This is a genomic window from Bradyrhizobium sp. AUGA SZCCT0169, from assembly GCF_018130085.1.
In the GTDB taxonomy this organism is placed as follows: Bacteria; Pseudomonadota; Alphaproteobacteria; order Rhizobiales; family Xanthobacteraceae; genus Bradyrhizobium.
Genome location: NZ_JAFCMC010000001.1, coordinates 295,754 through 310,002, shown reverse-complemented (window position 1 = coordinate 310,002; position 14,249 = coordinate 295,754). Strand labels below are relative to the sequence as shown.

Sequence of the window (14,249 nt, the reverse complement as noted above, 5' to 3'; positions counted from 1 at the left end):
GTCCCGCGCGGGCAGTATCAAATGGCGCGTTCATATCTGACGCTCCTCGCGCTTGCACATCCATGCAGGAACCTTTCAACGCCGGCCTTGACGCGGTCGGCGGTTGTCCCGTTCTGGCTTGTCACGGGATTCAGCATCAATGCCTGGTAGAGCGGCTCCCTCAGCAGTCCCATCAATTGCTCCGCGCATACCTGCGCGTCCGATATCGACAGGATTCCTCTTTCATTGGCCTCCGACAGAAACTCCCGCAGCCTCCTTGCGACGATCTCCGACCCTGCCTCGTACAGCCGCTTCTTGAGAGACGGGTTGCGTGCAGCTTCGGCCATCATCATCCGGACGAACCCGACCAGGGTGGTCGAATATTCTCGCGAGGCAACGAGTCCGAAGGCGACAAGGGTATCTCGAACATCGTCAAGGGTATTTGGACGTACCCTCCTCATCAATGGCTGCGATATGAACAGGGCTTCGTGCTCGGCAACCGCGACGACGAGATCGTCGATACTTTCGAATGCCGACCAGATATCTTTTTGCGAATATCCGCTACGATGAAAAATATTGTCGAGGCCGCCGGGCGCGTCGCCGGGATGAGCGAGGGCCTCGCTGATCGCCGACACGATGTCGGAGCGAGAGTCCTGTCTCGATTCGGTGTCGTCCGCTCGAGTGGACGTGGAACGTCTCATGTTACGGCTCCTCGCTTCGGGATGACTGCGCGGCGTGCGCTTTGGCGTAGCGGTGGAATCCGATCTTGATGGAGACCAGCACGGGCGCGGCGATGACGAAAAGCACCGCGACGGCATTGAACGCGGTGTCGAAGGCGATCACGGTGGACTGACCGGTGACGGCCCTGCCCAGCAGACTCGTCGCAGCCCGGCTGGCGGCCACGGCGTCCATTCCTCGCGCCGCGAGCATGGTTGTCATCGCCGTCAGCCGCTCGCTCACCGCAGGAACGCCCGCGGTGACGCTGGCGCCGAGCACCGCAACATTGCCGGCGACGTTATGGTCGATCAGTGTCTGGAGGCCGGCGACCCCCATCAGACCACCAAGCTGGCGACCCGCATTGAAGAGACCGATGCCGGACGCACGTCTGTGGTCATTGAGATGGCTGAAAGCGATCAGCGTGATGGACAGAAACAGGAAGCCGAGGCCGAGGCCCCGCAACAGGATGGCTGCCATCATGTCGTGCGCGCCGCTTTCGCTGGTCGAGCCTGACAGCATCCACATCGCAATCATGATCATCAGGATCCCAATGGGCACTGTCGCGACCGGAGGAACGCGACGAACCTGGAAGAGGAAAGCGGCTATGAGGAGCGTGCCGATGAAAAATGCGCCGCTCGGCAACAAGAGCAGGCCGGCGTCGGTAGGCCTGAACGCGAGAACGGAAACGGCAAAGGACGGGATCAGGAACGCGCTCCCGAACAGCGCGGCGCCGGCGACAAAGCTGACAATGAAGGCGAAGGAAAAATCCTCCGTTCGGAACAAGGTGAAATCGAGCAGGCCCCGCCCTTTGGCGATCACCTGGTGGCCGAGAAACAGCAGCAGGGCGGCGGCGCCCAGCACCGTCAGCCACAGGATGCGAGGTTCCTCGAACCAGCGCCATCGGTTGCCCTGATTGAGAACATAGGTGAAGCAGAGAAATGCGACTGACATCAGCGAGAAGCCGATCCAATCAAACGGACGGCGCACGGCCGCAGCGGGCTTCGGGGCGTCCGCGATCAACAGTAGGCCGGCCGCTGCCAGGGCCACCGGAACGACGCTGACGAAAATCCATGTCCAGGACTGGCTGTCGAGCAACCATCCCTGGAGCGCCGGGGCGATGGTCCCGGGAGCGACGACCGATCCCATCGCAAACAGGGCTTGAAGGATCGGTTGGTGGGCGCGCGGATAGGCGAGAAAAATGATCGCCTGGCCGCCGATAAGCAAGGTGCCTCCAGAGAAGCCCTGTATCATGCGCAGTGCGACCAACAGGTCCAGCCGGGCCGTGATGACGGCAATGCCGCATGCCGCGCCCATGACCAGCGTTGAGCCGATGATCAGGCTGTGCGGATCGACGCGGGTCATCAGCCAGGGGGCGGTCATGAACCCGATCAGTTTCATCGCGGTGTATCCGATGTCCAGCCAGGCGGCCTCGTCGGGAGTTGCGTAGGTGTCGCCGATGATATAGCCGCGCCCGAGCGACAGCACGGTGCCTGCGATCGCCTCCGTCAGCGTCGCAAGCACGACACCCACGACAAGAAGCGATCCGGTCGCAGATCTGTCGCGGCTCGGCGTATCGGCGACTACAGCGGTCATGATCCGCTCCTCCGGTCGACCTCGACGCGTGCGGACAGCCCAGGCACGAGGCGGCCGGGCAACGGGTTGCTGGCAAACCGGATCTTCACCGGCACGCGTTGCACTACGCGAATGAAGTTGCCTGTCGCATTGTCTGCCGGAAGCAGGCTGAAGGCGGACCCGCTGCCCGGCGCAAAGCTGTCCACCAGGCCTTCGATCGTCTCATTCGGATAGCCGTCGACCCTGATGCGGACGCGCTGGCCGGGCCGGATATGTTCGATCTGGGTTTCCTTGAAGTTCGCCACGACCCAGACGTCCTTGACCGGAACGATGTCGAGCAGGGAGGCGCCCGGCGCGACCAGCCGGCCGATGCGGACCTGGCGGTTGCCGATCACGCCGTCGACCGGCGCATGCACCACCGTGTTGTCGAGATCGATCTGGGCGAGATCGCGTGCGGCCTGTGCCTGCGCCACGGCAGCAACGGCCGCTTCGCGCTGGGTGGCCAGAACGGCAATGCGCTGCTGCTGGGCCTCCACCATCGCCGACGCCGCCGACACGCCCGCCTCGGCCCTCGACAGCGCCGCATCGCTTTCATCGACCGCGGCCTGGCTGACGGCGTTGGTGCGGATCAGTTCGCGGCGGCGGTCGGAGGCCTTGGTCGCCAGATTCTTCTCGGCCACGGTCGAGCGTCGCTGCGCTTCGGCCTGCCGAACCAGCGCGTGCTGAAGCTGGATGTCGGCATCGACATTGGTGAGGCGGGCCTGCGCAGCTTCGACGTTCGCCACGGCTTGCGCCAGTTTTGCGCGATAGTCCCGGTCGTCGATCCGGAACAGGACGTCACCCGCCTGAACGGTCTGGTTATCCTCGACCTCGAGGGTCGTGACGTAGCCCGCAACCTTCGGGGCGAGCGAGGTCACGTCACCGCGGATATACGCGTTGTCGGTCGACGTCTCGCCGATCGAACGCGCCCTCCATCCCGTAGCGACGATCACCACTGCGCCGAGGCACAGCAGCAAGCCAATCGTCTTCTTCTTGTTACGCTGCATGACGGCCTCCGGTAATGAGCGTTACCAATTGACGTCTATGGTAATGGGCGTTACCAGTCAAGGGATGGATCGAGATAGATGAATGGCCAAGGCTGAGAAAGGGCGTGCGAACAGTCGCCGAGAAGCCCTGCTTCGCGCCGCGGCCGAGGTGTTTTTTGAACAGGGCTACGCGGCGACGAGCATCGACGCGATCATCGAACGCGCCGGTGGCTCGAAACGCAACATCTACAATGAATTCGGCAACAAGCAGGGCCTGTTCTCCGCCATCGTCAAGGAAAACGCGGACAGGGTGCTTTCGACGTTGGTCATCGAGCAGACCGAAGGCCACGATCTGCGGGCGACGCTGACGGCGTTTGGTCAGCATCTGATGGGCGTTTACATGTCGCCCACCCTGATCGGCATCTACCGGATTGCCGTCACCGAGGCCAACCGCTTTCCCGATCTTGTGAAGTCGTTTTACGAACAAGGCCCCGGCCGGGCTACGTCCCGGCTCGCCGAGGTCCTTGAAGCCGCCAACAAGCGCGGGGAAATTCGGACCGATGATTGCTCGCGCATGGCCGGGCACTTTGTCGGCATGATCCGCGACAACCTTCATCTGCAGGTCGTTCTCGGGCTGCGCGCGGCGCCGTCGGATCGAGAAATCCAGGCGGCGGTCGGTTCGGCCGTGGAGGTCTTTCTGAATGGTGTTCGACCTGGCCGGAGCAAGTAGACAGCTTGCATTCGTCGTCTTCGGCATCGAGCCATTTACCGGACGGCCGCGCCGGGTATTGATAGCGATCATCATTTTCTCCCTTATGTGAGGAAATGCTCATCGTCTTGCCTACCGTGCAGTCCATCCGCCATCGACGGAGATCGTCGTACCTGTGATCTGCTCCGCAGCAGGCGAGCACAGGAAAGCGACCGTGCCGCCAAGCTGCTCCGGCGAGGCGAAATCCAGCGACGGCTGCTTCTCGGACAGCAGCTCTTCGGAGGCTTCCTTCTGGCTGATGCCGCGTTGAGCTGCGATGTCGCTGATCTGCTTTTCCACCAGCGGCGTTCGTACCCAGCCGGGACAGACCGCATTGCAGGTGACGCCGGTCCCGGCGGTCTCCAGGCCGACCACCTTGGTCAGGCCGACCATCCCGTGCTTGGCCGCGACGTAAGCGGCCTTGTGCGTCGAAGCGACGAGGCCGTGCGCGGAAGCGATGTTGACGATCCGTCCCCAGCGCTGCTTTTTCATCTGCGGCACCGCCGCCGCAATGCCGTGAAATGCCGCCGACAGGTTGATCGCGAGGATTGCATCCCACTTGGCCGCCGGAAACTCATCCACCGGCGCGGTGAACTGGATGCCGGCATTGTTCACGAGGATGTCGAGGCGCCCGAATTTCGCGATCGTCGCGGCAATCAACCCGCGCACGGCGTCGCCCTTCGACATATCGGCGCCGTCGTAGACGACGCGCACGCCGTGCTCGCGTTCGATCGCGCGGCGGATCGCCTCGATCTCGCTGGCCTCGCCAAAGCCGTTCAACACCAGATCGGCGCCGGCCTTCGCCAGCTCCCTGGCGATGCCAAGGCCGATGCCGCTGGTCGATCCGGTGACGATCGCTACCTTGCCCTTCAACATGAGATTTCCTTTCAGGTGCTTTGAGAAATGAAACCCAGCCGGGGCTCAGTCGCGGCGATGCACGTCGTGCGTGACGATGCCGAGTTCCGGTGCCGGCGGGTCGAGGCGGTGCGGGTCGGCCAGCGTGCGGCGGATGTCTTCGAGCCCGCTCTGCCAATGCGTACGCATCGCGCTCAACCCGAACTCGTAGTCCCTCGAATGGCCTTCGTAGATCTTGGACTGGTAGATCAGGTGAACGATGTTGTAGGAGCGATGGCGCGCCATATCGGCGATGGCGCGGATTTCCGGCTTCGCCTTTGCGCTGGCCGGCAGCTCCTCCATGGTCCGCTGCAACGCCTGACGCATCTTCTGCATCCGCAGCACCTGGTCGGTGACGGCGCGCGTGCGGCTCGAATACTGGATGTCCTTCTGCCGGCTCGACACCTCCATCAAGTCCTGAGGGACGCGGCCCCTGGCCGACCAGAGATCGATCTGGAATGTCAGCGTGTCAGATGGCTCGCCGGACAGCACGCGCGATAGCGGCGTATTCGAAACCACACCGCCGTCCCAATAGTGCTCGCCTTCGATTTCGACGGCGGGGAATCCCGGCGGCAGCGCGCCGGAAGCCATGAAATGCTTCGGTCCCAGCCGGCGTTCGGCGGTGTCGAAATAGGTCAGATTGCCGGTGCGGATGTTGACCGCGCCGACGCTGACGCGCACTTCGCCCGAGTTCAACCGGTCGAAATCGACGAGCCGTTCCAGCGTCTGTTGCAATGGCGCGGTGTCGTAGAAGCTGGTCGCGGCATCGCCCGTGAACGGCGACCACAGCGGCGACGGGAAGCGCGGCTTGAAGAAGCCGGGCTGACCCTGGACCAGGGCCCGCGTTGCCGCCAACCTGTTGCGCACCGAGTTGATATCGAAGGCAAAGGGCAAGGCGTTGGCCAACCCCTCGCCTGCGGGCCACTCGATCGAGAAGGCACAGATCGTCTCCCAGAACTCGCGCAACCGCTGCACGCGCTCGGCTTCGGGCGAGCCGGCGATGATAGCGGCGTTGAGCGCGCCGATCGAGATGCCGGCCAGCCAGTTCGGCCGGATGCCGGCCTCGTGCAGGCCCTCATAGACGCCGGCCTGATAGGCTCCAAGCGCGCCGCCGCCTTGCAGCACCAGAGCGACGACATCGTACGGCAGCGGCCTTTCTTGCTGCGGCACCGGACTGGATCGTTCACGCATCACGTTCAACATTGCCAAAACTCCCTGCATTGTGGCTGACCCGATCAGCCGGCATTCGCTTCGATCAGGATTTCGGACCCGGTCCCGCGTCGACGTAGCGTCGCGCCAGGCGCCAGATAGTCGTGGACCACGGTGCCAAGCCCGAGCGTGAGGTCGGCCACAACGTGTTTGGCCGAAACCACCTCAAGCACCGGCAGTTCGGCGACGGGAGCGAGCGCATGCGAACAGAGGTCGAGCGCCGCCGGCCCGGTCCACGCACCCTTCACGGTGATGTCCTCGAGGTGGAAGCGCACCAGCTCGCAAATACGTGCCGTGCCGTCGACATGCGGGATGATCTTGAGCAGAAAGTTGGGTGCGGCGAGCTTTCTGGCCTCGACCGTTGTGTCGAGGGCGCGGTGCTTGTAACCCATGGTGCCGGTGGCGATGCGGACCGAGCCGTAGTTCAGCGTGCCGACCAGCGTGTCGGTCTCGACCGCCAGTTTCGGCTGCGCCAACTTCTTCGGAAAGCCCCACAGTTCGCGCCCGCCTGCAATCGGCGGGTGATCATTGAGGAACATCTGATGCACGAAGCTGCCGGCCTCGCCCCGGTAGGACACCGGGATGACCTGGCCGCTTTCGGTGTAGTCGCCGAAGCCGGTTGAATCAGGCATGCGGATGAATTCGTAATTCACCACCGGCTCGGTCACTTCGAGCGGCTCCGGCACGATCCGGCGCAGCGCTTCGGGATCCGTTCGGTAGCGAATGATGAAGTACTCGCGGTTGATGAACCGGTAGGGGCCGGGTGGAAAGGCCGAGTTCGTCAGCGGCATGGCGAACGCGGTCGCGCGAACGGTCTCGTGTTTCATCGAGGTCGAACTCCATAAGGATTTTGGGTGTGCGGGCCGCGCTCCGGCGGCGGTAACGCGGCCCGTATCGGATGGGGCGCTTACGACGCGCCCTCGTTCAAACCATGCGGTCAGTAGTCCCAGAAGACCGGCACCCAACGAAAGGCGTCGCCTTCGACCGCCACATGGCCGACGGACGGGAACGGCAGGTGAGTAGCCACCAGCAGCCCGCGGGTCTCAGCCAGTTCTCGCAAAAGACGGATACGAACGCGGGCCGACTCCTCGGGGTCGTGTTCGAAGCCGTTGTACCATTCGGGGTGCTCGAACCCGACCGCGAACACGAGGTCGCCTGCGAACGTCAGCCGGTCGCCGCCGGACACCACGCGGACCACGCTGTGCCCGGGGGTGTGGCCTCCGGTGCGAGTGACGAGCACTCCCGGCGCCACCTCGTACTCCTCCTCGAAGGTGCGCAGCTGGCTGCGGTACTCTTTCACGAACCGCTTGGCGGTCGATCGAAGCGCGTCCGGGAATCCGGGCGGCATTGAGACGTGGGAGAAATCGGGCGCCTCCCAGAACTTGACCTCGGCGGCCGACACGTGGATCCGCAGGTCCGGACGCAGCTGCTCCTTGACGCCGTCGACGAGCAGCCCGCCAATGTGGTCCATGTGCATGTGCGTCAGCACCACGTCGGTCACGGACGCAAGATCGATGCCGGCCGCTTCCAGTCGCTTGATCAGCTGCCCGGCCCGCGGCAAGTGCAAGTCAGGATCTAACCCAAGCCCGGCGTCGACGAGGATGGTCCGGTCGCCGCTGCGCACCACGACCACGTTGAGCGCCCAATCGTAAGCGTCCGGCGGCAGGAACATGTCCTTCAGCCAGGTCGCCCGGACGGCCGGGTCGATGTTGTGCGCCAGCATGGCGGTTGGCAGCGGCAGCACGCCGTCGCTGACCACCAGCACCTCAATGTCGCCGACCTGCACCGCGTAGCGCGACGGAACTAATTCGGTGGGCCCCGGTGCAGCGGGGTGTGAGGTGTTGGCCAGGCTTGTGTCTAGGTTCATGTTTGTCTCCCGTTTCAAGGTGAAGGTTACTGGCTGGTCTTGGTTGAGCGGGCCGCGCAGCCAGCGCGGAACGCGGCCCGTTTCGCGTGAAGGGTCTAGAAGAAGCCACTCACATCAGTCACACGCTCCGGATCGGCCGAGGCCAGCGCGGCAGCACGCTCGGCCTTCGGCGGATAGATCCAGACGGTGTTGATCTCCTGCTTGGTCTTCTTGCCGACGTCGCCGACCATCCCGACCTTGCGCTCCCAACCGACCGTGAACAGCGCGCCGGCCTCTCCGAGGTCGAGACAGGTGACGTATCCCTCCTGGTGATAGGGCTTGGTCGGAACGCCGAGCAATTCAGCGGCGGCATTGTTGCCGGCAAAGGCGCCCATCCGCGTGGCGTGCTGGCACGACATCAGCGCGTAATTGCCGACATCGTCGCTGGCTGCTCTGGCGGCATCGCCGGTGGCGAACACGCCGGGCACCGACGGCACGCGCAAATCCCGATCGACCAGCAGCCGGCCAAAATTGTCGCGCTCGGCCGGGATCTGCTGGGTCAACGGGGCGGCACGAATGCCGGCCGCCCAGATCAAGGTCTCGGTTTCGATGTGTTCGCCGTTGGAAAGCGTGACGCCGGATTTGTCCAGCGACGCGACACCGGCGCCGAGCCGGGTCTCCACGCCGACCTTGCGCAGGGCATCTTCAATGACGGGGCGCGGACCCGCGCCCATATCCGGAGCGATCGCGCTGTTCCGATCAACGATGATGACGCGCGTCTTGGTATCCTTGCCGAAGATCGCACGAAGCCGAGTGGGCATCTCCGTCGCCGCCTCGATGCCGGTGAACCCGCCGCCGGCAACGACGACCGTGTTGCGCCCGTTCATTGCCGGCCGATCCGGCAGGCTGTGCAGGTGCCGGTCGAGGGCAATCGCATCGTCGAGTTGGTCGACGCTGAAGCCGTGTTCGGCAAGGCCGGGAATATTCGGGCGGAACAGCCGGCTGCCGGTGGCCACGACCAGCCGATCGTAGGAGAGACTCTTCTTCGCACCCTTGGCGGCGACGATGTTCACCGTCCGGGCCTTGGTGTCGATGGTCTCCGCGCTGCCTTGCACGTAGACCACATCGACCGCCTTGAGCACATCCAGCAGCGGCGCAGTCAGCGTTTCGGGTTTCGGTTCGTAAAGCCGAGGGCGAACCACCAGCGTCGGCTCTGGCGCAACCAGCGCGATCTCGAGCTGTTCGGGGGAAACGCCCTGGATGTCGCGCAGGCGGGCGGCGGAAAGTGCAGCGTACATGCCGGCGAAGCCGGCGCCTATGATAACCAATCGCATGTGATCTACTCCTGTGGTTGATCTTCCCAGATTTCCACGCGTTACCGCGCTGCAGCTCATTGGCGGCAGCAATCGACGACGACGCGAAGACGTGAAACGAAGGTGACGGGCCCCTAAGGAGGGGAGCAGTCCAGCATGAGCGGCATGGGCCGCTCACATACCGCGCGGCAGCTTTTGGAACTGCGTGTCGAGCCGCGTTGAAAGACGATCGATTGAACGGGATTCGGCCAGCTCTTGAAGATTTCGGCGCCGTCGTTGATCACGATGGAGCTCATCGGATTTTTACCTTGGGTCGCTTGCGCCGGATTTCCCGCTTCCTCGCCCGTCGGTGAGGTGAAGCGCACCGTCAACGAAAGGCCGTAGATGAGGGCGCTCGCGACCACTCTTCGTCGTGACGTGATCGCATTTGGGCCGACGAAATTCTTCCAGGCCATTGTCTATCTCCCTCGTTCTCGGCGTAACCATCGCATGGTCTTTGTTTAGCGGACCAAACCGCTGACTGCCCCAGAGCGATTGACGTACCTGTAGAGAGATTGCTGCTAACGCGTGCGCCTCCGCCAATCGCTCGGGGTCTCGCCGGTCAGCTTCCTGAATGCCGCGGCGAAGGCGTTTTGGGAGGCGTAGCCAAGCGTCGCTGCGATCGAGACGACCGACGTGTCGGTGTCGCGCAGCATGTTCATGGCCTGCTCGAGCCGGTGCTGGCGCAGCCATGCGTGAGGGGAAAGCCCGGTGCTTTCCTTGAAGGCACGGCAAAAGTGGAAGCGCGACAGCCCGGCATCCGAAGCCAGCGCTGCAAGAGATACGTCCGCATCGCTGTCCGAGCGCAGGCGTTCGATGGCGCGGCGCAGTACCGTGGGCGCGAGGCCGCCTATGGTCGGCTGGACCGCGATTGGCGAGCCAATGTGCGCAGCCAGGAGGTGCGTGGCCAGGACGTCTGTCAGCTGATGCCTGAACAGGGTATCCAGTGCGGCACTGCCTCCAATCATATCCGCCGCGCTCAAGAGCAATCGGGACGCGGTGAGATCGGGATGTCCCGTCCGTTCCAGGAGATCGCCGGGAGCGGCGATATCGGCTTCGCCGGCGACGCGTTGGAGCGTCGTGGGCGGAAGATAAAGCTGAACGACATTGACCGGGCCGGGAATATCCCATCGGGCGCTTGAGCCGGCGGGAATGATCGTCACAACCCCGGAACGCGCCGTTCCGATCGCCACTGATCTTCCCGACCGTCGCTCCAGCTGTTGCAGGCCGGTCGGGTAAGTCATGATGACGTGATCAGCCATGGGCTCGACGACGTCATGCAGCGCATTGTGCTTCCAATGCGCGATCGCTCCACTGGACGGATCGGAAGCCTGGCGCAGCGGAGCGGTCTTGAGCACGCGCGCCATCTCCACACCGGCAGGACGCCGGTCGGCATTCGGCAAATCGCGCTGGTGTGCCGTGGAAGCGCCTGGCTGATTTTTCTGCGAGGAATCGCGCAAAATTGGCTTGCAGCTCATGACTTGTCCTCGCCATTGAGGGCGGTCGGTTATTCGCAGAGCGTTCGCTGCTATCGCGTACGCCGTCTCCACTCGCCCGGTGTTTCGTTGGTCAGCTTCCGGAATGCGGCGGCGAACGCGGTCTGGGAGGAATAACCGAGCGCGGCTGCGATCGAGACGACGGAATCGTCAGTGTCGCGCAGCATGTTCATGGCCTGCTCGAGCCGGTGCTGGCGCAGCCAGGCATGGGGTGAAAGCCCGGTGCTTTCCTTGAAGGAACGGCAGAAATGGAAGCGCGATAGCCCGGCATCGGACGCCAGCGCCGCGAGCGAGACGTCCGCATCGCTATCCGAGCGCAGGCGTTCGACGGCGCGGCGCAGCACTGAGGGCGACAGTCCACCCAGGGTCGGTTGGAACGTGGTCGGCGAGCCGGTGTGCGCAGCCAACAGGCGCGTGGCCAGCAGGTCCGTCAGCTGATGCCTGAACAGCGTATCCAGGCGCCCATTTCCCTCCATGGCATCGGCCGCGGTCAGCAGCAATCGGGATGTAATGGGATCGGGATGCGCCGTTCGCTCTAAGAGATCGGTTGGTGCGGCCGTGTCGGCTTCGCGGGCCACGCGCTCCAGCATTGTGTGCGGAAGATAGAGCTGAACGACATCAACGGGTTTCGGAATATCCCATCGCGAGCTCGATCCTTCCGGAATGATGATCACGACCCCGGGACGAAACGTTCCAATCGCAACCGATTTTCCGGTCCGCCGCTCCATGCGCTGCATCATGCCGTTGTAGGCCATGATGACGTGATGGGTCATGGGCTCGACGACGTCGTGCAAGGGCTCATGTTTCCAGTGGGCGATCCCGGCACCGGAGGAATCCAGAGCCATGTGAAAGGGCGTGGTCCCGAGCACACGCGCCATCTCCGCATCGGCAGGACGCCCATCGGCATTCGGCAGGTCACTCCGGCGCGCTTCAGACGCGACCGGCAGATCCTCCGAAGGTTCGCGCAAGTTCGGCTTGCTCATGGTCTCGTGCTCACTTTAACCATTGTCTCTTGGAGACCTACAGGATGATGGCAAACGCCGCGTGACGGTATCATGCGGCACGTCTGATCCCGCTGGCCCGGCGAATAGATGAACCTGTACCTTGGGATAGGGTTGGCGGGGACGTGTGTTAAGCCACAGACAATCGCGTCATGCGACCGCGGTGCTCGGCAATGCTGAGGTTGGGAGGCGCAGTTCGTGGTCGGTGCCGGCATCCGAATCGATCGGAAGTGTGAATTGAAACGCCGCACCTGTTGGGACGTTTGCTGCCGCCCATAATCGTCCTCCGTGATCCTCGACGATCGAACGGCAGATGGAAAGTCCCATCCCCAGGCCGCTCGACTTCGTCGTATAAAATGCCTCGAAAGCTCGATCGATCGCCCCCTCTGACAGCCCCGGGCCAGAGTCACGCACCGCAACGAGAATGGAGTCAGCTTCAGCCTGGGTGCTGATCAGTAACTCACGAGGCTCGTCGCTCATTTGGCTCATCGCCTCGACTGCATTGACGATCAAGTTCAGCATCACCTGTTGGATCTGGACCCGACTGCCCTGAATGAGAGGTAAACCCTCCGCAAATTGAGTCCGCAGCTGAACGCTGCTTTTCGACACTTCACCGCGCGTCAATCCGATAACTTCCGAGATAGTTTCATTGATCTCCAGGCTGTCCTTTCGCGTCGGCTCCTTCCTGACCAATGCATGGGTCCGGTCGACAACTTCAGTGACACGCATGCCGTTCAGCACGGCTCGGTCTATTGCCTTCTTCGCCCTCTCGACATCCGGCTGCTCGCGAGCGAGGAAGCGCTGAGCGGTTTGGGTATTCAGGAGCGCGGCCGTGATCGGCTGCTTGACCTCATGCGTAATGGACGCCGTAAGCTGCCCCAAAGTTGCCAGCCGGTTGGCGTGGGCCAATTCCGTCTGCATGCTGCGGAATCGCCGCTCGCTCTCACGCGCTTCCACTTCTGCCCGTCTACGCTCGGTCAGATCGAGCACAAACGCGACACCCTGGCTGTCTGTCCCTTCAAGGGTCGCGATGCCGATCAACACTGGAATACGGCTGCCATCCTTCCGGATATACTCCTTTTCAAAGGGCTGCACGGCTCCCTTGTTTTTTACCTCGGACATCATCAACGCATCGCGATCACGCCATTCGGCGGGCGTCATGTCCGCCCAGCTCACGCGGCCGGACAGGAGATCGTGCTGATCATACCCAACGATGCGCAAATACTCGCTATTGGCATCAAGAATCCGCCCCTCGTCATTCCAGATGACGATGCCGATAATGTTGGCATCGACGAGGCGGCGAATTTTCGCTTCACGCTGTTCAATCTCCCGCTGCGTGGTTGCAATGGATCTCAAGTCCGCCTGCAGCACGTCGCGCCACTGCAACAGCAGTCTGAGATAGAGATCGCTGTATCCGTTGCTTTTCCTGTCGAGAACACAAATCGTTCCAAATATCTCGCCATCGGGCCAACTGATCGGCACGCCGAGGTATGAAATCATGCCAAGTTTGATGTCAGGGTTTGATTTCCACGCCTCGTCCTGCAGAGCGTCCGGGACGATCAATGGTCGGCGGGTGTTCATGACAGTCTCGCAATAAAGCCCTGTATTGAGACACGCGAGTTCGTCCGGTTCGTAAGGATTTCCCTTGGACTCGCTGGAAACGAGGACTTTGATATTTGACGGCTCTACCCTCATGATCAGGGCGGAGGGGACATTTACGATATCGGCCAGAAGATCTGCGATCTCCTGCCATTTCCGCATGATATCCGCGGGTACTTGCATGTTGTGGAGCCTGTCCACCTCGACACGCATGTCCGTTGCGCGCAAATCCTCCGAACGCGATGCCACGCTCTCAGATGCGAGATCAGACAACGCCGTTCCCGGCGGGGATGTGAAGGATTGTTCGCGGCCGCCCGGGGCGGCGTTGTGGACAGGACTAGCCATCGGAAGGCCCCTGCCCAACGCCGTCAGGGCCAGAGCCGACGTTCCGCAGGGCGGACTGCAGGTAACGAAAGAGGACGTCGCTGCTTACCGGCTTGGTCAGGTATGCATAGGCCCCACCTCTCATGGCGCGAGATCGGGTCGCCGGATTGGTGTCAGCCGTGACAATGATGACCGGCATCGCGGAACGGAGACTGCGCAAATACCGCAGCAGGTCAAGCCCGCTATGGCCCGGCATGCTCACGTCGGTAATCAGGCAATCGAACCTGTCAGGGACATATTCCGCCATGAAGGCCTCCGCTCGCTCGAAAGTGCGACACGATAGATCCAGCACCATAAGGAGGTCGGAAAGGGCCTCCCGAATAGCTTCGTCGTCATCCACGATTGCGACCAGGGGCGCTTTGGACAAGCCGATAACCTTCGCTAGCGTGGCCGACTGACCACACTCTCGTCTCGCCCATTGCTGGCC

14 protein-coding genes are annotated in these 14,249 nt (G+C 62.8%); 1 reads left to right on the top strand and 13 read right to left on the bottom strand.

What is annotated here, in order from left to right:
- Positions 1-17: 17 nt before the first annotated feature.
- Genes JQ609_RS01535 through JQ609_RS01525 form a run of 3 tightly spaced genes read right to left on the bottom strand, consistent with a single transcriptional unit; the run spans position 18 to position 3,314 of the window.
- A complete protein-coding gene (locus JQ609_RS01535; protein ID WP_212271755.1) occupies positions 18-680 on the bottom strand; it encodes a TetR/AcrR family transcriptional regulator C-terminal domain-containing protein in 663 nt (220 codons plus the stop codon).
- 1 nt (position 681) lies between these two features.
- Positions 682-2,289 carry an MFS transporter gene (locus JQ609_RS01530; RefSeq protein WP_212271754.1) on the bottom strand — a complete coding sequence of 536 codons (1,608 nt, stop codon included), beginning with the start codon at positions 2,287-2,289 and terminating at the stop codon, positions 682-684.
- Positions 2,286-3,314, bottom strand: coding sequence for an HlyD family secretion protein (locus tag JQ609_RS01525; RefSeq protein ID WP_212271753.1), 1,029 nt, complete (start codon positions 3,312-3,314; stop codon positions 2,286-2,288). Before JQ609_RS01525 ends, JQ609_RS01530 begins: the two co-directional genes overlap by 4 nt.
- An 82-nt stretch (positions 3,315-3,396) precedes the next feature.
- Here JQ609_RS01525 and JQ609_RS01520 point away from each other — a divergent pair, with 82 nt between their 5' ends.
- Positions 3,397-4,023: a TetR/AcrR family transcriptional regulator gene (locus JQ609_RS01520; RefSeq protein ID WP_212271752.1), complete on the top strand. Its 627-nt coding sequence runs from the start codon at positions 3,397-3,399 to the stop codon at positions 4,021-4,023.
- A 111-nt stretch (positions 4,024-4,134) separates the two neighbouring features.
- Here JQ609_RS01520 and JQ609_RS01515 read toward each other — a convergent pair whose 3' ends face one another.
- From JQ609_RS01515 to JQ609_RS01470, 10 genes are all read right to left on the bottom strand, one after another.
- Positions 4,135-4,917, bottom strand: a complete 783-nt coding sequence (locus JQ609_RS01515) for a 3-hydroxybutyrate dehydrogenase (RefSeq protein ID WP_212271751.1) — start codon at positions 4,915-4,917, stop codon at positions 4,135-4,137.
- Between the two features lie 45 nt (positions 4,918-4,962).
- Entirely contained in the window at positions 4,963-6,138 is a 1,176-nt protein-coding gene (locus JQ609_RS01510; protein WP_212271750.1) for a patatin-like phospholipase family protein, read from the bottom strand.
- Positions 6,139-6,170: 32 nt separating this feature from the next.
- Positions 6,171-6,971, bottom strand: a complete 801-nt coding sequence (locus tag JQ609_RS01505; protein WP_212271749.1) for an acetoacetate decarboxylase — start codon at positions 6,969-6,971, stop codon at positions 6,171-6,173.
- A gap of 110 nt (positions 6,972-7,081) precedes the next feature.
- Positions 7,082-8,011, bottom strand: coding sequence for an MBL fold metallo-hydrolase (locus JQ609_RS01500; RefSeq protein ID WP_212271748.1), 930 nt, complete (start codon positions 8,009-8,011; stop codon positions 7,082-7,084).
- A gap of 95 nt (positions 8,012-8,106) precedes the next feature.
- Positions 8,107-9,324, bottom strand: a complete 1,218-nt coding sequence (locus JQ609_RS01495; protein WP_212271747.1) for an NAD(P)/FAD-dependent oxidoreductase — start codon at positions 9,322-9,324, stop codon at positions 8,107-8,109.
- 113 nt (positions 9,325-9,437) lie between these two features.
- A complete protein-coding gene (locus JQ609_RS01490) occupies positions 9,438-9,758 on the bottom strand; it encodes a hypothetical protein (RefSeq protein ID WP_212271746.1) in 321 nt (106 codons plus the stop codon).
- 105 nt (positions 9,759-9,863) lie between these two features.
- Complete coding sequence (locus tag JQ609_RS01485) at positions 9,864-10,820, bottom strand: AraC family transcriptional regulator (protein WP_212210208.1); 957 nt, start codon at positions 10,818-10,820, stop codon at positions 9,864-9,866.
- A gap of 50 nt (positions 10,821-10,870) precedes the next feature.
- Positions 10,871-11,821 (bottom strand): AraC family transcriptional regulator, encoded by a 951-nt coding sequence (locus JQ609_RS01480; protein ID WP_212271745.1) that lies wholly within the window; start codon positions 11,819-11,821, stop codon positions 10,871-10,873.
- Between the two features lie 168 nt (positions 11,822-11,989).
- Positions 11,990-13,783, bottom strand: coding sequence for an ATP-binding protein (locus tag JQ609_RS01475; protein ID WP_249127516.1), 1,794 nt, complete (start codon positions 13,781-13,783; stop codon positions 11,990-11,992).
- Positions 13,776-14,189, bottom strand: a complete 414-nt coding sequence (locus tag JQ609_RS01470; RefSeq protein WP_212271744.1) for a response regulator transcription factor — start codon at positions 14,187-14,189, stop codon at positions 13,776-13,778. Before JQ609_RS01470 ends, JQ609_RS01475 begins: the two co-directional genes overlap by 8 nt.
- Between the last annotated feature and the right edge of the window lie 60 nt (positions 14,190-14,249).